The sequence below is a fragment of the Klebsiella sp. BDA134-6 genome, from assembly GCF_015601345.1.
Lineage (GTDB): Bacteria > Pseudomonadota > Gammaproteobacteria > Enterobacterales > Enterobacteriaceae > Klebsiella > Klebsiella grimontii.
In genome coordinates this window covers 4246206-4269036 of the sequence record NZ_CP064784.1, presented here as the reverse complement: position 1 = coordinate 4269036, position 22831 = coordinate 4246206, and the positions used below count along the sequence as shown (strand labels likewise).

Sequence of the window (22831 nt, the reverse complement as noted above, 5' to 3'; positions counted from 1 at the left end):
GGCACAATGCCCGGCCACCGGGTCACCTGCGTATCGTCTACGTGGGTAAGACCGCGGTGCTTCTGGTTAACAAAAGCGGTGCAATATGCAAGTTTTTATCATGCGTCACGGCGACGCTGCCCTCGATGCAGCCAGTGACTCGGTTCGTCCATTAACCGTCTGCGGTTGCGATGAGTCTCGTCAGATGGCTACCTGGCTGAAAGGTCAAAAAGTGGATATTGAGCGGGTTCTTGTGAGTCCCTACCTGCGTGCTGAACAGACGCTGGAAATTGTTGGGGAGTGCATGAATCTGCCAAAAGATGTCGACGTGATGCCGGAACTCACGCCGTGCGGCGACGTTGGCATGGTTAGCGCTTATTTGCAGGCGCTGGCAAATGAAGGTGTGGCGACGGCGCTGGTCGTGTCTCACCTCCCTCTGGTGGGGTATCTTGTCTCAGAGCTGTGCCCGGGGGAAACTCCCCCGATGTTCACCACTTCGGCGATTGCCTGCGTCACGCTTGATTCCAGCGGCAAAGGCGAGTTCAACTGGCAAATGAGCCCCTGCAATTTGAAGATGGCTAAGGCTATCTGATTCCCTCCGGGGCTGACGTTTACGGAAGCTCCGGCGGTTGCCACTCTTCAACTTCAATCAGTACCAGCAGTGCGGCGTCTCCGCCGTACTCTTTTGGTGCCTGATGAAACGCCATAATATGTGGGTGCTGAGCCAGCCACAGCGGCGTTTGCTGTTTGAGAATATGCTTCCCATGCCCGTGCATTACGCAGGCGCAGAATACGTGCTCGCGACGGCAGGCGGCAATCAAGGCTCCCAGTTCCTGCTTGGCCTGCTGCTGGGTTAAACCGTGCAGGTCGAGAAACAGCTCCGGCGAATAATCACCCCGACGCAGCTTTTTCAGCTCAAAATGGCTGACGTCTGAGCGCACATATTTAACCGACCCTTCGGTATTCAGTAGTGGCTGAAACTCATCGGAAAAATAGTGGCTGTTATCCGCTTGCTCCTGGAGCAGCCGCTTGGGCGGTACTTCAGCGATTTTTTTACGCTGCGGGCGATGAACGATGGTGTCTTGCTTAATCTGACGCGTGCCGGTCATCAACTGCCGGAACAATGCCTGATCCTCCTCGCTTAGCGATGTTTTCTTTTTCATTACCTGATCTCATTTTTTCTTTGTCGGTAGTTTACCCGACTCGCCACGCATCCAGGCAAGGAAAACCTATTTTTCCCCCTCCGCCTGACGTAAGAATGCTGATTTATCCCCGTCTTCGTGGCAAACTAGCCGCCGAATTTATAGCAGAGCGTGCCCTGGGGGATAGCGTGGATAAAATTTTTGTTGATGAAGCCGTTAATGAGCTTCATACCATTCAGGACATGCTGCGTTGGGCGGTAAGCCGCTTTAGCGCCGCAAATATCTGGTACGGACACGGCACCGATAACCCGTGGGATGAAGCCGTACAACTGGTGATGCCGTCACTGTATCTGCCGCTTGATATTCCGGAAGATATGCGTACGGCGCGTCTGACTTCAAGCGAAAAACATCGCATCGTTGAGCGCGTCATTCGCCGTATTAACGAGCGCATTCCGGTCGCTTATCTGACCAATAAAGCCTGGTTCTGCGGCCATGAGTTTTACGTTGATGAGCGCGTGCTGGTGCCGCGTTCGCCGATTGGCGAACTCATTAACAACCATTTTTCCGGCCTGATTGACCACTATCCGCAGCACATCCTCGATATGTGCACCGGCAGCGGTTGTATCGCTATCGCCTGCGCATACGCTTTCCCGGAAGCGGAAGTCGATGCGGTGGATATTTCTCCTGACGCGCTGGCCGTGACCGAGCAGAACGTGGAAGATCACGGCTTAATTCATAACGTGACGCCGATTCGCTCCGATCTATTCCGCGATCTGCCGAAGGTACAATACGATCTGATCGTGACCAATCCGCCGTACGTCGATGAAGAAGATATGTCCGACCTGCCGGGCGAATATCGCCATGAACCGGTTCTGGGACTGGCCTCCGGTAGCGATGGCCTGAAATTGACCCGCCGGATCCTGGCCTGCGCGCCGGATTATCTCAGCGATGACGGTATCCTGATTTGTGAAGTCGGTAACAGCATGGTACATCTGATGGAGCAATATCCTGACGTGCCGTTTACCTGGCTGGAGTTTGAAAACGGCGGCGATGGCGTCTTTATGCTGACTAAACCGCAGCTGATTGCCGCGCGCGCGCATTTCGGTATTTATAAAGACTAAAACAACACGCAAACATAACGACAAAAACGGAGCCGTGATGGCAGGAAACACAATTGGACAACTCTTTCGCGTCACGACGTTCGGCGAGTCGCATGGCCTGGCGCTGGGCTGCATTGTTGACGGCGTGCCGCCAGGCATTCCGCTAACCGAAGCCGATCTCCAGCACGATCTCGATCGTCGTCGTCCGGGAACCTCGCGCTATACCACCCAGCGCCGCGAGCCGGACCAGGTGAAGATCCTCTCCGGCGTATTCGAGGGCGTAACCACCGGGACCAGCATTGGCCTGCTGATTGAGAATACCGACCAGCGTTCTCAGGACTACGGTGCCATTAAGGACGTTTTCCGTCCGGGACACGCAGACTACACCTACGAGCAGAAATATGGTCTGCGCGACTATCGCGGCGGCGGTCGTTCCTCCGCGCGTGAAACCGCTATGCGCGTGGCCGCCGGGGCGATTGCCAAGAAATTCCTTGCCGCGAAATTCGGTATTGTGATTCGCGGTTGCCTGACCCAGATGGGCGATATCCCGCTGGCGATAAAAGCGTGGGATCAGGTAGAGCAGAACCCGTTCTTCTGCCCGGATCCGGACAAAATCGAAGCGCTTGATGAACTGATGCGCGGCCTGAAAAAAGAGGGCGACTCCATCGGGGCGAAAGTCACGGTGGTGGCCGATGGCGTACCGCCGGGGCTGGGCGAACCGGTGTTTGACCGTCTGGATGCCGATATCGCGCACGCGCTGATGAGCATTAATGCGGTGAAGGGCGTAGAAATTGGCGATGGTTTTGAGGTGGTGAAACTGCGCGGCAGCGAAAACCGCGATGAAATTACCAAAGCGGGCTTCCAGAGCAACCACGCGGGCGGCATTCTCGGCGGCATCAGCAGCGGTCAGCAGATCGTGGCGAATATCGCGCTGAAGCCGACCTCCAGCATTACCGTACCTGGACACACGATCAATCGCTTAGGCGAAGAAGTTGAGATGATCACCAAAGGGCGTCACGATCCTTGCGTCGGTATTCGCGCGGTACCTATTGCCGAAGCGATGCTGGCGATCGTGTTAATGGATCACTTTATGCGTCAGCGCGCGCAAAACGGCGACGTGACGACATCAATTCCACGCTGGTAATAGATGAAAAAAACCGTTATCGCACTGCTGGCGCTTCTCGCCAGCGGTACCAGCCTGGCGGCAACGCCGTGGCAGAAAATCACGCAGCCCGTTAGCGGCAGCCCGCAGTCCATTGGCGCGTTTGCCAATGGCTGTATCGTTGGCGCGCAGGCGCTGCCGTTAAACGCCACCGGCTATCAGGTGATGCGTACCGATCAAAACCGCTACTTCGGCCATCCGGACCTCGTGCAGTTTATTCAGCGTCTGAGCAATCAGGCGCACAATAAAGGCATGGGAACGGTGCTGATTGGCGACATGGGTATGCCAGCCGGGGGACGCTTTAACGGCGGCCACGCCAGCCATCAGTCCGGGCTGGACGTCGATATTTTTCTTCAGCTGCCGCAGGCGCGCTGGAGTTCAGCTCAGCTGCTGAAGCCGCAGGCTCTGGATCTGGTGGCCCGCGACGGCAAGCGCGTGGTGCCGTCGTTGTGGAGCCCGCAAATCAGCCAGCTGATTAAGATGGCGGCGGAAGATAGCGAAGTCACGCGTATTTTCGTCAACCCGGCGATTAAGCAGCAGCTGTGCCTTGATGCCGGTAACGATCGCGACTGGCTACGCAAGGTCCGCCCGTGGTTCCAGCACCGCGCGCATATGCACGTGCGCCTGCGCTGCCCGGCAGGCAGCCTCGAGTGTGAAGACCAGACCCCGCCTCCGGCCGGCGACGGCTGCGGCGCGGAATTGCAAAGCTGGTTTGAACCCCCTAAGCCGGGATCAACCCCTCCTGTGAAGAAGACGCCGCCTCCGCTGCCGCCTTCCTGCCAGGCGCTACTGGATGAGCATATTCTTTAATGGATAGTTTTCTCGACGTTTTTATGGTGTCACCGACGGTACTGGTCGTACTGTTCTTCGTGGCCATTCTGGCGGGTTTCATCGATTCTCTGGCGGGCGGCGGCGGGTTATTGACCGTGCCGGCCCTGATGGCGGCGGGTCTTCCCCCTGCGCAGGCGCTGGCCACCAACAAGCTGCAGGCCTGCGGCGGGTCGCTTTCCGCTTCGCTGTATTTCATTCGCCGCAAGGTGGTGAATCTGGCCGATCAGAAGCTCAATATTCTGATGACCTTTCTCGGCTCGACCGGCGGCGCGCTGCTGGTTCAGCACGTTCAGTCCGACGTTCTTAAGCAAATACTGCCCATTCTGGTTATCGGTATCGGCCTCTATTTTCTGCTGATGCCGAAGCTCGGTGAAGAGGACCGGCAGCGCCGTCTGTATGGCCTGCCGTTTGCCCTGATTGCCGGCGGCTGCGTTGGCTTTTACGACGGTTTCTTTGGCCCGGGCGCCGGATCTTTTTACGCGCTGGCGTTCGTCACGCTGGCCGGGTTCAACCTGGCGAAATCGACCGCGCATGCAAAATTGCTGAATGCGACCTCTAACGTTGGCGGCCTGCTGCTGTTTATCATCGGCGGTAAGGTCATTTGGGCTACCGGCTTTGTGATGATGGCCGGGCAATTTATCGGCGCTCGCGCGGGATCGCGGCTGGTGCTGAGCAAAGGACAGTCACTGATTCGACCGATGATCGTCGTGGTGTCGGCGGTGATGAGTGCAAAACTGCTTTATGACAGCCATGGACAGGAGATCCTCCACTGGCTGGGGATGAACTAATGAACAGCACGCATAAATATGAACAGCTGATCGAAATCTTCGACGGCTGTTTTGCTGACGATTTTAATACCCGTCTGATTAAAGGCGATGACGAACCGATCTATCTTCCGGCAGATGATGATGTGCCGTACAACCGCATCGTCTTTGCCCACGGCTTTTACGCCAGCGGACTGCACGAGATATCGCACTGGTGTATTGCCGGAAAGGCGCGCCGTGAGCAGGTTGATTTCGGTTACTGGTACTGCCCGGACGGCCGCGACGCGATGACCCAGTCTAAATTTGAAGACGTCGAGGTGAAGCCTCAGGCGTTTGACTGGCTGTTTTGCGTGGCGGCGGGATATCCCTTTAACGTCAGCTGCGACAACCTGGAAGGGGATTTTGAGCCTGACCGCATCGCTTTTCAGCGGCGCGTGCATGCCCAGGTGATGACCTATCTGGAGCAGGGGATCCCCGAGCGTCCCGCGCGTTTCATTCAGGCGCTGCAAGAATATTACCAAACGCCGCCCTTGACGGCAGAACAGTTCCCGTGGCCGGAAGACCTGCACTAAGGCCACGCTTTACATACTATGAGGAAAGAAGATGATCGCGGAGTTTGAATCACGCATTCTGGCGTTAATAGATAATATGGTCGACCACGCCAGTGATGACGAACTGTTTGCCGGCGGTTATCTGCGCGGCCACCTGACGCTGGCGGTGGCCGAGCTGGAAGGAGAGGACGAGCATACTGCGCAAGCGGTGCATGACAAAGTAGCCCAGAGCCTGGAAAAAGCCATCAGCGCGGGCGAACTGTCGCCGCCGGATCAGATTCTGGTGCAGGAAATGTGGAACAGTCTGTATCAGAAGGCGATGCAGAAATAGTTCTGCTCTTCGCCAAAGCCCGGCGATCGCTCCGCCGGGCCCGTTTTCCCTCGATTATTTCACCGCTTTCCCTTTCAGCAGCTTTCTGACCCACAGCCGGTTAGGGTTCAGCGCCGCCAGCGTTTCTTTATCCATGGGGAGTGGCTCATGGCTCATTTGCGACGCCAGAATTTCAGCCGCCAGCGGCGCGGAGCACAGGCCGCGTGAACCCAGCGCGCCCAGCATATACAGGTTGCGGTAAACCGGCGCTTCTCCGGCCTGCTCCTGATGTTCAGCTAACGAGGCATATGCGCTTAAGGTAGCGTCATAATCAGGTACGTTGCCGACCATCGGCAAATGATCGCGGGTTGCACAACGCACGCCGCTGCGTGACTGATTTGCGCTCACGTCTACCTCCCGCGTCCATTCCGCCTGCGGGAAGCAGTCAATCAGGCGTTGCCGATTCTGCTGCTGATCGTCGGCGCTAAATGCGGCTTCTGCTTGCCCTCGGTGGTAGCTTGCGCCAATGCAGTGTTGCTTATTATGCGGGTTTTGCGGCGTCAGGTAGCCGTTGTAGCACAGGACCTGGCGCAATTTCGATAGCCCTGGCGTCGTCGGAATATGGCTAACCTGACCGGCAACCGGGTACATGGGAAGATGCTCCGTCTGGCTGAAGTGGGTCAACTGATGGCCGTTGGCCAGTATCACGACCTCGTGGTACTGCCGTTGGTTTAACTGCCAGCCGCCATTGTCTGCGCTGAGAGCCTTTACCGGGTAATCATAGTGAACGAGGAGTCCGCGAGTCGCGGCGAGAGCCAGCAGCTCAGCGGTTAACTGCTGCGGACAAAGCCAGCCGCCTGCCGGATAGGCGATGCCGCCGCAGCCGGTTTCGACACCGGTTTGTTGCTCTGCGGCCTCGGCGTTCACGGCGACGGCGATTTCTGGCGGAAGATTAAGCTCAATCATCTGAGCGATTTTCTGCGCGCTTTTTGCATCCCAGCCCAGCTGCGTCACGCCGCACCATTCATGATCGAACATCACCGGCAGCGTGTCGTACAGGCGGCGGGCGAAAGTAAACGCCGCTGGGAAGAAGCGGGCAAGGGCGGGATCGTGCTGGCTGAGCAGCGGATAGAGCGCACCCTGGCGGTTTCCGGAGGCGCCTTCGGCCGGCGCGCTGTCGGCGCAGTATAACGTCACCTGCCATCCGCGGCGCAGCAGCGCCAGCGCGAGCAGGGCGCTGGCGATCCCCCCGCCGATAATCGCGGCATCGCGATGTTCCGTACCGCTGCGGGCAAACCACGGCGCGCGCGCGGGGATCTCCAGCGTCTGAAGCATTTCACCGGTGAGCATTTCGCGCTTGCGGCCAAAACCTTTGCGCTTCTGCATGCTGAAGCCGGCTTCCTGCAGCCCGCGACGCACAAAACCGGCGGAGGTGAAGGTCGCCAGGGTGCCGCCGGGTCTGGCCAGTCGGGCCATCGCCGCAAACAGCTCCGCTGTCCACATGTCCGGGTTTTTTGCGGGGGCAAAGCCGTCGAGAAACCAGGCATCTACCTGCCGATTAAGCGAATCATCGAGCTCGTTGGTCAGCTGATTAATATCGCCGAACCACAAGTCCAGCGTGACCCGACCCTCGTCCAGCAGCAGACGATGGCAGCCCGCGATGGGCAGAGGCCACTGCGCCTGCAGCTGCTCGGCCCAGGTTGCAAGTTCCGGCCAGCGCTGGTGAGCAAGGCGTAGGTCGTCCGCTTTCAGCGGAAATTTTTCGAAACTGATGAAATGTAATCTTTGCAGGGTAGCTTGTGGATTCTCACGGTGAAAAACGTCAAACGCCTGCCACAGCGTGAGGAAATTGAGGCCGGTACCGAACCCGCTTTCGGCAACCACAAAAAACGGGCGGGGATGTCCTGGAAAACGTTCATTGAGCCGATTGCCGCCGAGGAAGACGTAGCGCGTCTCTTCCAGACCGTTGTCATTGGAAAAGTACACATCGTCAAAATCTCGGGAAACAGGTGTACCCTCAGCGTTGAATTCCAGGTTGGCAGGTTGTATGGCGTTTTGTTTCACGTAAGTTACTCGAATCACAAGGCGTAGAACGATCTTAACGATGTGTGCCTGAGGGCGCAAATTTATACACAAATTGGCTGATCGGACTTGTTCGGCGTACAAGTGTACGCTATTGTGCGACTCGAAACTTACTATAGTGCGACTTACAGAGGTATTGAATGAAACGTGCAGTGATTACTGGCCTGGGCATCGTTTCCAGTATTGGTAATAACCAGCAGGAAGTCCTGGCATCTCTGCGTGAAGGACGCTCCGGGATCACTTTCTCTGAAGAGTTTAAAGATTCGGGAATGCGCAGCCACGTATGGGGCAACGTCAAACTGGACACCACCGGCTTGATCGACCGTAAAGTGGTTCGTTTCATGAACGATGCCTCTATCTATTCCTATCTCTCTATGCAGCAGGCTATTGAAGATGCTGGCCTGAAAGATGAAGTCTATCAGCAAAACCCGCGCGTGGGTCTGATTGCCGGTTCCGGCGGTTCTTCTAAATCTCAGGTTTTCGGCGCTGACGCAATGCGCAGCCCGCGCGGCCTGAAAGCGGTTGGCCCTTACGTGGTGACCAAAGCGATGGCGTCCGCGGTGTCCGCTTGCCTTGCAACACCGTTCAAAATCTACGGTGTGAACTACTCCATCAGCTCCGCTTGCGCGACTTCCGCACACTGCATCGGTAACGCTGTTGAACAAATCCAGCTGGGCAAACAGGATATCGTGTTTGCTGGCGGCGGCGAAGAGCTGTGCTGGGAAATGGCGTGCGAATTCGATGCGATGGGCGCGCTGTCCACCAAATACAACGAAACGCCGGAAAAAGCGTCCCGTACCTATGATACCCACCGTGATGGTTTTGTTATCGCGGGCGGCGGCGGTATGGTTGTGGTTGAAGAGCTGGAACATGCCCTGGCGCGCGGCGCGCACATCTATGCTGAAATCGTTGGTTACGGCGCAACGTCCGATGGCGCAGACATGGTTGCCCCGTCCGGTGAAGGTGCGGTTCGCTGCATGAAGATGGCGATGGACGGTGTTGATACGCCGATTGACTATCTGAACTCCCACGGCACTTCTACCCCGGTAGGCGATGTGAAGGAGCTGGGGGCGATTCGTGAAGTCTTTGGCGATAACAGCCCGGCTATCTCCGCGACCAAAGCGATGACCGGTCACTCCCTGGGCGCCGCTGGCGTACAGGAAGCTATCTACTCCCTGCTGATGCTGGAACACGGCTTTATTGCGCCGAGCATCAACATTGAAGAGATGGACGAGCAGGCGGCTGGCCTGAATATCGTGACCGAGCCGACTGAACGCGCGCTGAAGACCGTGATGTCTAACAGTTTCGGCTTTGGCGGGACTAACGCTACGCTGGTGATGCGCAAATACAGCGCATAACGAGCACACTTTACAAGGGGAGCCCGTTGGCTCCCCTTTTTTGTATTCTTGACAGACCCCTGCGCGAAAAGGCAAACTCCTGCCACAACATTAGTCTCTCAGATAATGCGTAAGCGTTTAACGTCATCCAACGCGCCTTAACCCTGATAATCAGGTGGAGAGGGCGTGGCTATCACCTCGCCTTACTCTGCGAACTGGAGTAAAGCATGTCCGCAGTCACTGAAACAAAACATAACCCTTCAGCGAATGGTTCGCTGTTTCGCATCACTTTTGCCGTTTTTCTGACCTATATGACCGTCGGCCTGCCGCTACCGGTTATCCCCTTGTTTGTCCATCAGGAACTGGGATTCGGCAACACCATGGTTGGCATCGCTGTCGGTATTCAATTTCTGGCGACCGTATTAACTCGAGGCTATGCCGGCCGCCTTGCCGACCAGTACGGCGCCAAACGCTCTGTACTTCAGGGGATGCTGGCCTGCGCGCTGGCGGGTGGCGCCTGGCTGTGCGCGGCGCTGCTGCCGGTGCCGGTCATGGCGAAGTTTGGCCTGCTGGTGCTTGGCCGCCTGATTCTGGGGTTTGGGGAAAGCCAGCTGCTCACCGGGAATTTAAGCTGGGGGATGGGGCTGGTGGGTCCCATGCGATCCGGTATAGTCATGTCGTGGAACGGCATGGCGATCTACGGCTCGCTGGCGGCCGGGGCCCCGCTGGGGCTGCTAATTTACAGCCATTACGGCGTCGCGGCGCTGGCCTGCGTCACCATGGTACTGCCGTTAGTGGCCTGGGCGATTAACGGCACGGTGCGTAAAATTCCTGCTCACGGCGGCGACCGCCCGTCGCTGTGGAGCGTGGTCGGAATGATCTGGCGGCCCGGTATCGGTCTTGGTCTTCAGGGCGTTGGCTTCGCGGTAATTGGTACCTTTGTCTCTTTGTATTTCGTCAGCAATGGCTGGGCGATGGCCGGCTTTACGCTGACCGCGTTTGGCGGGGCATTCGTGCTGATGCGCGTGCTGTTTGGCTGGATGCCGGATCGCTTCGGCGGGGTAAAAGTGGCCATCGTTTCGCTGCTGATTGAAGCGATAGGCCTGGCGCTGCTTTGGCAGGCGCCCAATGCCTGGATCGCGCTGGCGGGCGCGGCGCTAACCGGCTGCGGATGCTCGCTTATCTTCCCGGCGCTGGGCGTCGAGGTCGTGAAGCGGGTACCACCGCAGGTACGGGGAACGGCGCTTGGCGGCTATGCCGCGTTTCAGGATATCTCTTACGGCGTCACCGGCCCGCTTACCGGGCTGCTCGCGACTTCGTTGGGCTACTCTTCGGTCTTCCTGGCTGCGGCGATATGCGCCGTGCTGGGGATCCTGGTTACCCTGGTGTCGCTGCGTAAGTAGCGCTTCATTCGGCCCGGCATGCGGGCCGAATGATATGTCCTTAAATCACCAACCACAACAGGGCAAGCACCACGATAACTGCCAGCGCGATAACCCACGGTTTTTTCAATGCCAGCCGCGTTGAGGCGGGAGGCGCCTGAACCGGCGGGATCGCCAGCGTCTCCTGGGCTCTGGCTACCCTGAGCACAAAAATTTTGTTAAGCAGCGTCAACAGCTGCGCTGCGCTGAGCGGCGTTTGCGCCGTCGCGTGCCAGTGGGTTTGGGCAAAATCCATCACTCTTTGCCATTCTGCGGCTTCAAGCGGCTGTTTTAATGCGGCCTGCAGCGAGGTCAACGTCGGCGCAGCCTGCGAACTGAGCGTTTGCCGCGCGTGGAGCCAGTACGAGAGGGGCGTAAAGTGGGTCGCCGGGATCAGCTCTCCGCTCTTGACGCCGCTTAGCTCCAGCATGGATTGCCAGATAAGCTTGCTGGACTCGCCGGTGGCCGCGGCGAGTTTAGTCACCTGCTGATTGAGCGTGTTGTGTTCTGCTGGCAGCAGCGGACGATGCGTTGGCGGGCGCTGCTGCGGCTGAGGAATCGAGAGCTGGCCGCTTTGCAGGAGTTGCAGAACATTCTCCAGCTGCGGCTGGGTCAAGGCATGCAGCGCGGTTTGACCGTCATGCTGACGAATATAATCGCTGACCGCCTGGCGATTGTTGCCCTGGTTCAGCAGTTCGCTCAGCTGCGCCAGGATTTGCCGACGGTGATGATTTTGCTGGGCGAGGATTAAGCGCTGGTTCAGGCTGTTCTCGGCGGCGGCAAAATGGCTTGCCAGCAGCGGCGCGTCGTTTTTCAGGCTAAGATCGTGTTTTACGCAGGCCCACACTTCCGCATTTTGCTGCGAGGTTAAGGCCACCAGGCGCGTAATGAGCCGCTCAAGCGCGGTGCGCTGCTGAGTGGTGAGCGGAGGTTCGCCCGATCCCGGAGGGCGTTCGGACATACCTGAAACGGGTTGCGTCATGATTAATCCTTTGCGTATTGCTGTACTAAGGGCCGGGTGATGATGTTCCTGGCGGCCAGATTATGGCACACTTCCCCGGTTTACTCTCGCTCTCAGACAGGTACTGAACCGTGAAAATCCTCGTTGATGAAAATATGCCCTATGCGCGCGAGCTTTTTAGCCGCCTGGGGGAAGTCAAGGCCGTTGCTGGCCGCCCTGTCCCGGTCGATGCGTTGAATGACGCCGATGCGCTGATGGTGCGATCCGTCACCAAAGTTAACGAAGCGCTGCTTTCCGGCAAGGCGATCAAATTTGTTGGCACCGCGACGGCGGGTACCGATCATGTCGATCAGGCGTGGCTGCATCAGGCGGGAATCGGCTTTTCCGCGGCCCCGGGCTGCAACGCTATCGCGGTGGTGGAATATGTTTTTTCCGCGCTATTAATACTGGCCGAACGCGATGGTTTTGCGCTTAGCGACCGTACCGTCGGGATCGTGGGCGTCGGCAACGTGGGCGGGCGCCTGCAAAAGCGCCTTGAGGCGCTGGGAATAAAAACTCTGCTTTGCGATCCGCCGCGCGCCGATCGTGGCGATGAGGGCGATTTTCGCACCCTCGACGAGCTGGTGCAGGAAGCGGACATTCTGACTTTCCACACGCCGCTCTATAAGGAAGGGCAGTACAAAACGCTGCACCTGGCGGATGAAGCGCTGATTCGCCGCCTGAAGCCGGGGACGATTTTAATCAACGCCTGCCGTGGGCCGGTGGTGGATAACGGCGCGCTGCTGCAGCGGCTGCAGGCCAATCAGTCCTTAAGCGTGGTACTGGATGTCTGGGAGCCGGAGCCGGACCTGAATACCGAATTGCTCAAGCGGGTGGATATTGGTACGCCGCATATTGCCGGTTATACCCTTGAAGGAAAAGCGCGCGGTACGACGCAGGTTTTTGAGGCCTACAGCGCGTTTATTGGTCATCCACAGCAGGTGGCGCTGGACACGTTGCTGCCGGCGCCGGAGTTTGGCCGCATTACGTTGCACGGGCCGCTCGATCAGGCAACGCTAAAACGGCTGGCGCATTTGGTGTATGATGTGCGCCGCGATGATGCGCCGCTGCGAAAAGTCGCGGGCGTTGTGGGCGAGTTCGACAAACTGCGCAAAAATTATCAGGAACGCCGTGAATGGTCTTCGCTATACGTGCAGTGCAGCGATGCGCAGGCGGCGACGCTGTTGCGCCAACTGGGCTTCAACGCCGTACATCATCCTGTTCGTTAATATCATCTTAATGCTCCTGCTGGATAATCCGGCAGGGCTGCTTTTTTCTGGAGTACACCACCATGTCTGAAGGCTGGAATATTGCCGTACTGGGCGCAACGGGCGCCGTAGGCGAAGCCCTGTTCGAAACGCTTGCCGATCGTCAGTTCCCGGTGGGGGATATTTATGCCCTGGCGCGTAGCGATAGCGCCGGGGAACATCTGCGTTTTTCGGGCAAATCGGTAGTCGTACAGGATGCGGCCGAATTCGACTGGACTCAGGTCCAACTGGCCTTTTTTGCCGCCGGTGTCGAAGCGACCGCGGCGTATATCGAAGACGCCACAAATGCGGGCTGTCTGGTGATTGATTTAAGCGGTCTGTTTGCGCTGGAGCCGGACGTGCCGCTGGTGGTGCCGGATGTCAACCCGTTCGTGCTGGCGGATTATCGCAATCGTAACGTTATTGCGGTACCGAATAGCCTGACCAGCCAGCTGCTGTCGGCGTTAAAACCGCTGATCGATCAGGGCGGCCTGTCGCGCATCAGCGTGACCAACCTGCTGTCCGCCTCCGCCCACGGTAAAAAAGCGGTGGATGCGCTGGCAGGGCAGAGCGCCAAACTGCTCAACGGTATTCCGATCGATGAGGACGACTTCTTCGGCCGCCAGCTGGCGTTCAATATGCTGCCGCTGCTGCCCGATCGGGAAGGAAGCGTGCGCGAAGAGCGTCGTATCGTCGATGAAGTCCGCAAAATTCTGCAGGATGATGGCCTGATGATCTCCGCAAGCGTCGTTCAGTCACCGGTATTCTACGGTCATGCGCAGATGGTCAGCTTTGAAGCGCAGCGCCCGCTGGCGGCGGAAGAGGCGCGCGATGCCCTTAGCCGCGGCGAAGATATCGAGCTGTCAGAAGAGGGCGAGTTCCCGACGCAGGTCGGCGATGCTTCCGGTAATGCCCGCCTTTCCGTCGGCTGCGTGCATAACGATTACGGGATGCCGGAGCAGGTGCAGTTCTGGTCCGTCGCCGATAACGTCCGTTTTGGCGGCGCGCTGATGGCGGTGAAAATCGCTGAGAAGCTGGTTCAGGAGTATCTGTACTGATGTCTGAGATGGAGCAGCCGGTGGTCTACAAAATTGCGCTGGGCATCGAATATGATGGCAGCAAGTACTACGGCTGGCAGCGGCAGAATGAAGTTCGCAGCGTGCAGGAGAAGCTGGAAAAAGCGCTTTCGCAGGTGGCGAATGAGCCTATTAACGTTTTTTGCGCCGGCCGTACGGACGCCGGCGTTCACGGCACCGGTCAGGTGGTGCATTTTGAAACGCGCGCGCAGCGTCAGGATGCCGCATGGACGCTGGGCGTTAATGCCAATTTACCCGGCGACATCGCGGTTCGCTGGGTAAAGCCGGTTCCGCAAGACTTTCACGCTCGCTTTAGCGCCACGGCGCGTCGCTATCGTTATGTTATCTATAATCATCGTCTGCGACCGGCGGTATTGAGCCGCGGCGTAACCCATTATTATCTCCCGCTGGATGCGGAGCGGATGCAGCGCGCCGCTCAGTGTCTGCTGGGAGAGAATGATTTCACCTCGTTTCGTGCGGTACAGTGCCAGTCGCGCACGCCGTGGCGCAACGTGATGCACATCAACGTCACCCGTTATGGTGCATATGTGGTGGTGGACATCAAAGCGAATGCCTTTGTACATCATATGGTAAGGAACATTGTCGGCAGTCTGATGGAAGTAGGTGCCGGTAACCAGCCAGAGAGCTGGATTGCAGATCTTCTGGCGGCAAAAGACAGGACGCTTGCCGCCGCAACGGCAAAAGCGGAAGGATTGTATCTGGTGTCGGTGGACTACCCGGCCCGCTACGACCTCCCGGTCATGCCGATGGGCCCGCTGTTTCTGGCGGACTAACCGGATTATTAAGGGCTAACGCAAACTATGGACCTGATTCACTTTTTAATTGATTTTATCCTGCATATTGATGTGCATCTGGCTGAGCTGGTCGCGGAGTACGGCATTTGGGTATACGCGATTTTATTCTTGATTCTGTTCTGCGAAACCGGCCTGGTGGTCACGCCGTTCCTGCCGGGGGATTCGCTGCTGTTTGTGGCTGGCGCGCTCTCCGCGCTGCCGACCAACGATCTCAACGTGCATTTAATGGTGCTGCTGATGGTCATTGCCGCGATTGTTGGCGATGCCTTGAACTACACAATTGGCCGGCTGTTTGGTGAAAAGCTTTTCAGCAATCCCAATTCGAAAATTTTCCGTCGCAGCTACCTGGATAAGACCCATAGCTTCTACGAACGACACGGCGGTAAAACCATCATCCTGGCCCGTTTCGTGCCAATTGTCCGAACGTTTGCGCCGTTTGTGGCAGGAATGGGGCATATGTCCTATCGTCATTTTGCGATGTATAACGTTGTTGGCGCGCTGCTGTGGGTACTGTTGTTTACCTATGCAGGTTATCTGTTCGGCGATTTGCCGATCGTACAGGAAAACCTTAAGCTGCTGATTGTGGCGATTATCGTCCTCTCCGTATTGCCTGGCGTGATTGAAGTCATCCGCCACAAGCGGGCGGCGGCGAAACAGGCGAAATAACGCGGCGACGTTCTTCGGGCGGTATGCCGCCGTCCGAAGAGTGAAGTGTGAGCGGTTCGACCACTTTTTTATCCCATGTTACGGGATGTTATGATTTAATGTGCAACATTCATGGTCTGTGAGGGGCAAAAATGGCATTATGCGCCCCTTGCGACAAAACTGGCATCGACCAGGTTCAGGTAGAAAGGTTATCAATGAGCTGGATTGAACGAATTAAAAGCAATATAACCCCCACCCGTAAGGCAAGTATCCCTGAAGGTGTATGGACCAAGTGCGACAGCTGCGGACAGGTATTGTACCGCGCAGAGCTGGAGCGCAACCTGGAGGTTTGCCCTAAGTGCGATCACCACATGCGCATGTCGGCGCGCAACCGCCTGCATAGCCTGCTGGACGAAGGTTCTCTGGTGGAGCTGGGAAGCGAGCTCGAGCCGAAAGATGTGCTGAAGTTCCGCGATTCGAAAAAGTATAAAGACCGTCTGGCGTCCGCCCAGAAAGAGACTGGCGAAAAAGACGCGCTGGTGGTTATGAAAGGCACCCTGCACGATATGCCGGTTGTTGCCGCCGCTTTCGAATTCTCCTTTATGGGCGGGTCAATGGGCTCAGTGGTCGGCGCGCGCTTTGTTCGCGCGGTTGAGCAGGCGCTGGAAGACAACTGCCCGCTGATTTGCTTCTCCGCATCCGGCGGCGCGCGTATGCAGGAAGCGCTGATGTCGCTGATGCAGATGGCGAAAACCTCCGCTGCGCTGGCGAAAATGCAGGAGCGCGGCTTGCCGTATATCTCCGTGCTGACCGACCCAACCATGGGCGGTGTCTCGGCGAGCTTTGCAATGCTGGGCGATCTCAACATCGCTGAGCCAAAAGCGCTGATCGGCTTTGCCGGCCCTCGCGTTATTGAGCAGACCGTTCGCGAGAAGCTGCCGCCGGGGTTCCAGCGCAGCGAGTTCCTGATTGAGAAAGGGGCGATCGACATGATCGTACGCCGTCCGGAAATGCGTCTGAAGCTGGCCAGTATCCTGGCGAAGCTGATGAACCTTCCGGCGCCAAATCCGGAACCCGCTCACGAAGGCGAGGTGGTGCCGCCGGTACCGGATCAGGAACCAGAGGCCTGATAATGGAGAGGGCAGGCCTGACGGCGCTGCCCTTTTTTATACGCGTAGCGATCTTAACTCTTGCCGGACATCATGGAAAAACAACCTATTCCTCAGGCCACGTCGCCCCTGGCTACGTGGCTTTCTTATCTGGAGCATCTGCACAGCAAAACTATCGATCTCGGGCTGGCGCGCGTCAGCGAGGTCGCGCAGCGGATGGCGGTATTAAAACCGGCGCCGTTTGTCTTCACGGTGGCGGGGACCAACGGTAAAGGCACTACTTGCCGTACCCTGGAGTCGGCGCTGATGGCGGCGGGTTACAAGGTTGGGGTTTACAGTTCGCCGCATCTGGTGCGCTACACCGAGCGGGTGCGCGTGCAGGGCGAGGAGTTGACGGAGCTGGCGCATACCACCTCTTTTGCCGAAATTGAAGCCGCGCGCGGTGAGATTTCCCTGAGCTATTTTGAGTTCGGCACGCTTTCCGCGCTGTGGCTGTTTCAGCAGGCGCGGTTGGATGTGGTGATTCTTGAGGTGGGTCTTGGCGGCCGCCTGGATGCGACCAATATCGTCGATGCCGACGTGGCGGTGGTGACCAGTATTGCCCTCGACCATATCGACTGGCTGGGGCCAGATCGCGAAAGCATCGGCCGCGAAAAGGCGGGTATTTTCCGCGCCGGAAAAGCGGCCATCGTCGGTGAACCCGACATGCCGTTGACCATTGCTCAGGTGGCGGATGAAAAAGGGGCGCGGCTCCAGCGCCGTGACGCTGACTGGCGGTACGAGGCCGGGGAACAAGGCTGGTCTTTCTACGATCGGCTGGGGGCATTGACCGATCTGCCGCTGCCGCAGGTTCCGATGCCGAATGCGGCTACGGCGATTGCGGCCCTGCGCGCCAGCGGGCTTAAGGTTAGCGAGCAGGCGATTCGTGATGGCGTACAACGCGCGATGCTACCGGGGCGATTCCAGATAATTAGCGAGGCTCCCCGGACGATCCTTGATGTTGCCCATAATCCGCACGCGGCGGCATATCTCGCGGGGCGTCTCAGAACCTTATCGAAAACGGGGCGCGTGCTGGCGGTTATTGGTATGCTGCATGACAAGGATATTGCAGGTACGCTGGCAAATCTGCAGACGGAAGTTGACGACTGGTACTGCGCGCCGCTGGAAGGGCCGCGTGGAGCCACGGCGGAGCAGCTGCTGGAACATTTGCGCACAGGCAAAGTCTATATTAGCGTCGCGCAGGCGTGGCATGCCGCGATGGCGGACGCCAGGCCTGAAGATACGGTGCTGGTATGTGGTTCATTCCACACGGTGGCGCATGTAATGGAAGAAATAGACGCGGGGAGAATCGGTGGCGAGTAAGTTTCAGAACCGTTTAGTCGGGACGATTGTGATAGTGGCGCTGGGGGTGATTATCCTGCCAGGGCTGTTGGATGGTCAGAAAAAACATTATCAGGATGAGTTTGCCGCGATCCCGCTGGTGCCAAAGCCGGGGGATCGCGATGAGCCGGATATGCTGCCTGCAGCGACTCAGGCGCTGCCTTCGCAGCCTCCGGAAGGGGCGGCGGAAGAGGTGCGAGCAGGCGATGCCGCTGCGCCATCGCTGGATCCGTCGCGTATACCGGTGAACAACAACAGCTTTGATGTGGTGCAGGAGCCGGTTGTGACGCCTAAGCCACAGCCCAAACCTCAGCCGAAGCCTCAGCCTAAGCCGGTAGAGAAACCACAGGCGCAGCAGGTTGCGGCGCAGACGCCGCCGCCTAAACCGCAGCAGCAGGCTGAAATCCCGGCGCCGACCGGCAAAGCGTATGTTGTGCAACTGGGCGCGCTGAAGAACGCCGATAAGGTTAACGAGATTGTTGGTAAGCTGCGTGCTTCTGGCTTTAAAGTTTACACGTCGCCTTCGACGCCGGTGCAGGGTAAAATCACCCGTATTCTCGTGGGGCCGGATACTTCGAAGGATAAGCTGAAAGGCCAGCTAGGTGAGCTGAAGCAGATTTCAGGACTTAGCGGCGTGGTCATGGGCTACAGCCCGAACTAACTCTCTCTTTTTTAAAGGAGTAGAGGGCCGGAACCCCTGTCTGACGCGCCCTGAAGAGGCGAAAGACAGTATGGCGTTGAATGTTTTTTCAGCGCCATTTTTATTTCTGTAGGGCACGGAAATCCCTACGCAAACGTTTTCTTTTTCTGTTAGAATGCGCCCCGAACCGGACGACAGGGCGTAAAATCGTGGGACGTATATGGTCTGGATTGATTACGCCATAATAGCGGTGATTGGTTTTTCCTCTTTGGTCAGCCTGATCCGCGGCTTTGTTCGTGAAGCTTTATCGCTGGTAACCTGGGGATGCGCTTTCTTTGTTGCCAGTCATTACTACACTTACCTGGCTGTCTGGTTCACGGGCTTTGAAGACGAACTGGTCCGAAATGGGATTGCTATCGCGATACTGTTTATCGCAACGCTTATCGTCGGCGCTATCGTTAACTTTGTGATAGGTCAGCTGGTGGAAAAAACCGGCCTGTCGGGAACCGACAGGGTGTTAGGGATCTGCTTTGGCGCCCTGCGCGGGGTGTTAATCGTCTCAGCGATTCTGTTCTTTCTCGATAGCTTCACCGGTATGGCGAAAAGCGAAGACTGGCAAAAGTCTGAGCTTATCCCTCAGTTCAGTTTCGTTATCAGATGGTTCTTTGACTATCTGCAGAGCTCGTCAAGTTTCTTGCCCAAAGCATAAGCGTTGGGATGTAGCTTAACGAGGAAAAGACGTATGTGCGGTATTGTCGGTATCGCCGGTGTTATGCCGGTAAACCAGTCCATTTATGACGCGTTAACGGTGCTTCAGCATCGTGGCCAGGATGCCGCAGGCATCATCACCATTGATGCGAACAACTGTTTCCGTTTGCGTAAGGCGAACGGACTGGTGAGCGACGTTTTTGAAGCTCGCCATATGCAGCGTATGCAGGGCAATATGGGTATTGGTCACGTTCGTTACCCGACGGCTGGCAGTTCCAGCGCCTCCGAGGCACAGCCTTTCTACGTCAACTCGCCGTATGGCATTACGTTGGCGCACAACGGTAACCTGACTAACGCTCACGAGCTGCGTAAAAAGCTGTTTGAAGAAAAACGCCGCCACATCAACACCACCTCTGATTCCGAAATTCTGCTCAACATCTTCGCCAGCGAGCTGGACAATTTCCGCCACTACCCGCTGGAAGCAGACAACATTTTTGCGGCGATCGCTGCCACCAACCGCCAGATTCGCGGCGCTTACGCCTGCGTGGCGATGATTATCGGCCACGGTATGGTCGCCTTCCGCGACCCGAACGGCATCCGTCCGCTGGTGCTGGGTAAACGCGATATTGGCGATGGCCGCACCGAATATATGGTCGCTTCGGAAAGCGTAGCGCTGGATACGCTAGGCTTTGAGTTCCTGCGCGACGTGGCGCCTGGCGAAGCGGTGTATATCACCGAAAAAGGCCAGCTGTTCACTCGTCAATGCGCGGAGAACCCGGTCAGCAACCCGTGCCTGTTCGAATACGTTTACTTTGCGCGTCCGGACTCCTTCATCGACAAAATCTCCGTCTACAGCGCCCGCGTTAATATGGGGACTAAGCTGGGTGAGAAAATTGCCCGTGAGTGGGAAGATCTGGATATCGACGTGGTCATTCCTATCCCGGAAACCTCCTGCGATATCGCGCTGGAAATTGCCCGTATTCTCGACAAACCTTACCGCCAGGGCTTTGTTAAAAACCGCTACGTTGGCCGTACCTTTATCATGCCGGGGCAGCAGCTGCGCCGTAAGTCCGTGCGCCGTAAGCTTAACGCCAACCGCGCCGAATTCCGCGATAAGAACGTGCTGCTGGTGGATGACTCCATCGTGCGCGGCACCACCTCAGAGCAGATTATCGAGATGGCGCGCGAAGCAGGGGCTAAGAAGGTGTATCTGGCCTCCGCTGCGCCGGAAATTCGCTTCCCGAACGTGTATGGCATCGATATGCCGACCGCCAATGAGCTGATCGCGCACGGGCGTGAGGTGGACGAGATTCGCCAGATCATCGGCGCCGATGGCCTGATTTTCCAGGATCTGGACGATCTGATTGACGCGGTGCGCGCAGAGAATCCGGATATTCAGCAGTTTGAATGCTCGGTGTTCAACGGTATCTACGTCACTAAAGATGTCGATCAGCAGTATCTGGACTATCTCGATTCCCTGCGTAACGACGATGCGAAAGCGGTTCAGCTGCAGAACGAAGTCGAAAACTTAGAGATGCATAACGAAGGGTAATCCTTTGATTTGCCGAAAGCCCGTGGTCCGATGGCCGCGGGCTTTTTTATTTTCTCGCACCAATTGCGGGTCCGCGGTTGCGTCAGGGGCTATAATCCGGCAAAGTCTGCGCCATTGTGGGAAAAGGGCAATCAACGTGAAGCGACTCATTATCGGCATTTCTGGCGCCAGCGGCGCAATCTACGGCGTGCGTTTGCTCCAGGTCTTGCGCGAGGTTTCTGATGTCGAAACCCATCTTATTCTAAGCCAGGCCGCGCGGCAGACGCTGGCGCTGGAGACAGATTTCTCCCTGCGCGAGGTGCAGGCGTTAGCCGATGTGGTGCACGATGCCCGCGATATCGCTGCCAGCATCTCTTCCGGCTCTTTTAAGACCGCCGGAATGGTGATTTTGCCGTGTTCGATGAAGACCCTCTCCGGCATTGTTCATAGCTATACCGATGGTCTGCTGACCAGGGCGGCGGACGTGGTGCTTAAAGAGCGCCGCCCGCTGGTGCTGTGCGTACGGGAAACGCCGTTCCACCTTGGTCACCTGCGTCTGCTGGTCCAGGCGGCGGAAATGGGCGCGGTGATTATGCCGCCGGTTCCCGCGTTTTATCATCGGCCAAAGACCCTTGATGACGTGATAAACCAGACGGTCAACCGCGTTATCGATCAGTTTGATATTTCTCTTCCTGAAGACCTCTTTACCCGCTGGCAGGGAGCGTAAAGCGCACTAAGATAGTGCGCTTTATTCACATCTGCATTGCCGCAGTGCAATTTTGTAGCCTCGATCAAATCCTCAACATTTAATTTGTTTTTTTGCGCTGCGGCACTGCGGTTTATCCGTTATTGCTGGTATCTTCCCTTTTAAGACAAACTCGCAACCTTTATTTAACAAATTTAACGCCATTTGCAGCACGCACTGAGAAAATGGCATAAAACGTGCAAGATTTTATCGGCAGCACAAATAACAAAATAACGCATCGCATAACAACATCACGACACTTAAGGGTAACCTATGAAGAAGACGGTTCTGGCTCTCTCTTTAATGATGGGCATTTGCAGCGCCTCCAGCGCATTCGCTGCGCTGCCGCAGAGTATTCGCATTGGCACCGATGCCACCTACGCGCCTTTCTCTTCTAAGGATGCGAAAGGGGATTTCGTGGGTTTTGACATTGATTTGGGCAATGAGCTCTGTTCGCGTATCAAAGTAAAATGTACCTGGGTTGGCAGCGATTTCGACTCCCTGATCCCGTCGCTGAAGGCCAAGAAAATCGACGCCATCATCTCTTCGTTGTCGATTACTGAAAAACGCCAGCAGGAAATTGCGTTTTCTGACAAGCTCTACGCCGCCGACTCGCGCCTGATTGCCGCGAAAGGCTCGCCGATTCAGCCGACGCTGGAATCGCTGAAAGGCAAGCATGTCGGCGTGCTTCAGGGCTCTACCCAGGAGGCCTATGGTAATGAACGCTGGCGCAGCCACGGCGTCGATGTTGTGGCTTATCAGAACCAGGATTTGATCTACTCAGACCTCTCCGCTGGCCGTCTTGACGCCGCATTGCAGGATGAAGTGGCCGCGAGTGAAGGTTTCCTCAAACAACCCGCCGGTAAAGATTTTGCGTTTGCCGGTCCTTCCGTTAAAGACAAAAAATTCTTCGGTGATGGTACCGGCATCGGCCTGCGTAAGGACGATAGCGAGCTGAAGGCCGCGTTTGATAAAGCGTTGGCTGACATGCGTAAAGACGGCACCTACGACAAAATGGCGAAGAAGTACTTCGACTTCAACGTTTACGGTGACTAAGACGTCCGCTGGCCCGGACGCCGGGCCACGCGCATCTATTTCTGCCCCTTATTGGTGCGCTCACGCTTTTGTGGATCTTTTTGGTGCAAAAAATTCCACGCGGGATGTTAAAAAAATGCATAGTTAAGCGTTTCTGGTGCGAAAAAATTTGCTTCCCGGCGCGGAATGTTTTGCCTTACCGGGGCGAATAATGGCACGAT

The 22831-nt window shown here is 56.9% G+C and carries 23 protein-coding genes; 20 read left to right on the top strand and 3 right to left on the bottom strand.

Annotated features, from left to right (window positions below; genetic code table 11):
* Positions 1–85 precede the first annotated feature (85 nt).
* Positions 86–571, top strand: a complete 486-nt coding sequence (gene sixA, locus IYV58_RS19620; protein WP_032741921.1) for a phosphohistidine phosphatase SixA — start codon at positions 86–88, stop codon at positions 569–571.
* A 19-nt stretch (positions 572–590) separates the two neighbouring features.
* Here sixA and smrB read toward each other — a convergent pair whose 3' ends face one another.
* Positions 591–1142: an endonuclease SmrB gene (smrB, locus tag IYV58_RS19615; protein ID WP_004123257.1), complete on the bottom strand. Its 552-nt coding sequence runs from the start codon at positions 1140–1142 to the stop codon at positions 591–593.
* A 167-nt stretch (positions 1143–1309) separates the two neighbouring features.
* Here smrB and prmB point away from each other — a divergent pair, with 167 nt between their 5' ends.
* Genes prmB through IYV58_RS19585 form a run of 6 tightly spaced genes read left to right on the top strand, consistent with a single transcriptional unit; the run spans position 1310 to position 5860 of the window.
* Positions 1310–2242, top strand: a complete 933-nt coding sequence (gene prmB, locus IYV58_RS19610; RefSeq protein WP_009652591.1) for a 50S ribosomal protein L3 N(5)-glutamine methyltransferase — start codon at positions 1310–1312, stop codon at positions 2240–2242.
* Positions 2243–2279: 37 nt separating this feature from the next.
* Entirely contained in the window at positions 2280–3365 is a 1086-nt protein-coding gene (gene aroC / locus IYV58_RS19605; protein ID WP_004123252.1) for a chorismate synthase, read from the top strand.
* 3 nt (positions 3366–3368) lie between these two features.
* On the top strand, positions 3369–4193 hold the full coding sequence (gene mepA, locus IYV58_RS19600; protein WP_004123249.1) for a penicillin-insensitive murein endopeptidase: 825 nt from the start codon (positions 3369–3371) through the stop codon (positions 4191–4193).
* Positions 4193–5002 carry a sulfite exporter TauE/SafE family protein gene (locus tag IYV58_RS19595; protein WP_004123247.1) on the top strand — a complete coding sequence of 270 codons (810 nt, stop codon included), beginning with the start codon at positions 4193–4195 and terminating at the stop codon, positions 5000–5002. The genes mepA and IYV58_RS19595 overlap by 1 nt, the downstream gene beginning before the upstream one ends.
* Complete coding sequence (locus IYV58_RS19590) at positions 5002–5550, top strand: elongation factor P hydroxylase (RefSeq protein WP_004123243.1); 549 nt, start codon at positions 5002–5004, stop codon at positions 5548–5550. The genes IYV58_RS19595 and IYV58_RS19590 overlap by 1 nt, the downstream gene beginning before the upstream one ends.
* A gap of 31 nt (positions 5551–5581) precedes the next feature.
* Complete coding sequence (locus IYV58_RS19585; protein ID WP_004123241.1) at positions 5582–5860, top strand: YfcL family protein; 279 nt, start codon at positions 5582–5584, stop codon at positions 5858–5860.
* 54 nt (positions 5861–5914) lie between these two features.
* Here the strand turns inward: IYV58_RS19585 and mnmC are convergent, their stop codons facing one another.
* The gene (gene mnmC, locus IYV58_RS19580) at positions 5915–7903 is read right to left on the bottom strand and encodes a bifunctional tRNA (5-methylaminomethyl-2-thiouridine)(34)-methyltransferase MnmC2/FAD-dependent 5-carboxymethylaminomethyl-2-thiouridine(34) oxidoreductase MnmC1 (RefSeq protein WP_142445918.1); all 1989 of its coding nucleotides are present in this window, start codon (positions 7901–7903) and stop codon (positions 5915–5917) included.
* A gap of 158 nt (positions 7904–8061) precedes the next feature.
* Between mnmC and fabB the strand changes: the two genes are divergently transcribed.
* Positions 8062–9279, top strand: coding sequence for a beta-ketoacyl-ACP synthase I (fabB, locus tag IYV58_RS19575; protein ID WP_004123236.1), 1218 nt, complete (start codon positions 8062–8064; stop codon positions 9277–9279).
* Positions 9280–9485: 206 nt separating this feature from the next.
* A complete protein-coding gene (locus IYV58_RS19570; RefSeq protein ID WP_195729201.1) occupies positions 9486–10661 on the top strand; it encodes an MFS transporter in 1176 nt (391 codons plus the stop codon).
* A 40-nt stretch (positions 10662–10701) separates the two neighbouring features.
* On the opposite strand, the gene flk is transcribed toward IYV58_RS19570, so the two are convergent.
* The gene (flk, locus tag IYV58_RS19565) at positions 10702–11661 is read right to left on the bottom strand and encodes a flagella biosynthesis regulator Flk (protein ID WP_004123231.1); all 960 of its coding nucleotides are present in this window, start codon (positions 11659–11661) and stop codon (positions 10702–10704) included.
* A 110-nt stretch (positions 11662–11771) separates the two neighbouring features.
* Between flk and pdxB the strand changes: the two genes are divergently transcribed.
* The 11 genes from pdxB (at position 11772) to argT (ending at position 22631) form a co-directional block, all read left to right on the top strand.
* A complete protein-coding gene (gene pdxB / locus IYV58_RS19560; RefSeq protein ID WP_049114649.1) occupies positions 11772–12908 on the top strand; it encodes a 4-phosphoerythronate dehydrogenase PdxB in 1137 nt (378 codons plus the stop codon).
* A 62-nt stretch (positions 12909–12970) separates the two neighbouring features.
* Positions 12971–13984, top strand: a complete 1014-nt coding sequence (locus tag IYV58_RS19555; RefSeq protein WP_004123225.1) for an aspartate-semialdehyde dehydrogenase — start codon at positions 12971–12973, stop codon at positions 13982–13984.
* Positions 13984–14796 carry a tRNA pseudouridine(38-40) synthase TruA gene (truA, locus tag IYV58_RS19550; protein ID WP_004123224.1) on the top strand — a complete coding sequence of 271 codons (813 nt, stop codon included), beginning with the start codon at positions 13984–13986 and terminating at the stop codon, positions 14794–14796. Before IYV58_RS19555 ends, truA begins: the two co-directional genes overlap by 1 nt.
* 27 nt (positions 14797–14823) lie before the next feature.
* On the top strand, positions 14824–15483 hold the full coding sequence (locus tag IYV58_RS19545) for a DedA family protein (protein WP_004123217.1): 660 nt from the start codon (positions 14824–14826) through the stop codon (positions 15481–15483).
* Between the two features lie 194 nt (positions 15484–15677).
* A complete protein-coding gene (accD, locus tag IYV58_RS19540) occupies positions 15678–16592 on the top strand; it encodes an acetyl-CoA carboxylase, carboxyltransferase subunit beta (RefSeq protein ID WP_004870882.1) in 915 nt (304 codons plus the stop codon).
* Between the two features lie 72 nt (positions 16593–16664).
* The gene (gene folC / locus IYV58_RS19535; RefSeq protein WP_112165573.1) at positions 16665–17933 is read left to right on the top strand and encodes a bifunctional tetrahydrofolate synthase/dihydrofolate synthase; all 1269 of its coding nucleotides are present in this window, start codon (positions 16665–16667) and stop codon (positions 17931–17933) included.
* A complete protein-coding gene (dedD, locus tag IYV58_RS19530) occupies positions 17923–18612 on the top strand; it encodes a cell division protein DedD (RefSeq protein ID WP_142446736.1) in 690 nt (229 codons plus the stop codon). The genes folC and dedD overlap by 11 nt, the downstream gene beginning before the upstream one ends.
* A 199-nt stretch (positions 18613–18811) precedes the next feature.
* Positions 18812–19300 (top strand): colicin V production protein, encoded by a 489-nt coding sequence (gene cvpA, locus IYV58_RS19525; protein ID WP_004104143.1) that lies wholly within the window; start codon positions 18812–18814, stop codon positions 19298–19300.
* Positions 19301–19333: 33 nt separating this feature from the next.
* Positions 19334–20851 carry an amidophosphoribosyltransferase gene (gene purF / locus IYV58_RS19520; RefSeq protein ID WP_004123211.1) on the top strand — a complete coding sequence of 506 codons (1518 nt, stop codon included), beginning with the start codon at positions 19334–19336 and terminating at the stop codon, positions 20849–20851.
* Between the two features lie 136 nt (positions 20852–20987).
* Positions 20988–21557 carry a UbiX family flavin prenyltransferase gene (locus IYV58_RS19515; protein ID WP_049114653.1) on the top strand — a complete coding sequence of 190 codons (570 nt, stop codon included), beginning with the start codon at positions 20988–20990 and terminating at the stop codon, positions 21555–21557.
* Positions 21558–21848: 291 nt separating this feature from the next.
* Positions 21849–22631, top strand: a complete 783-nt coding sequence (gene argT, locus IYV58_RS19510) for a lysine/arginine/ornithine ABC transporter substrate-binding protein ArgT (protein ID WP_004123206.1) — start codon at positions 21849–21851, stop codon at positions 22629–22631.
* Positions 22632–22831: the final 200 nt, after the last annotated feature.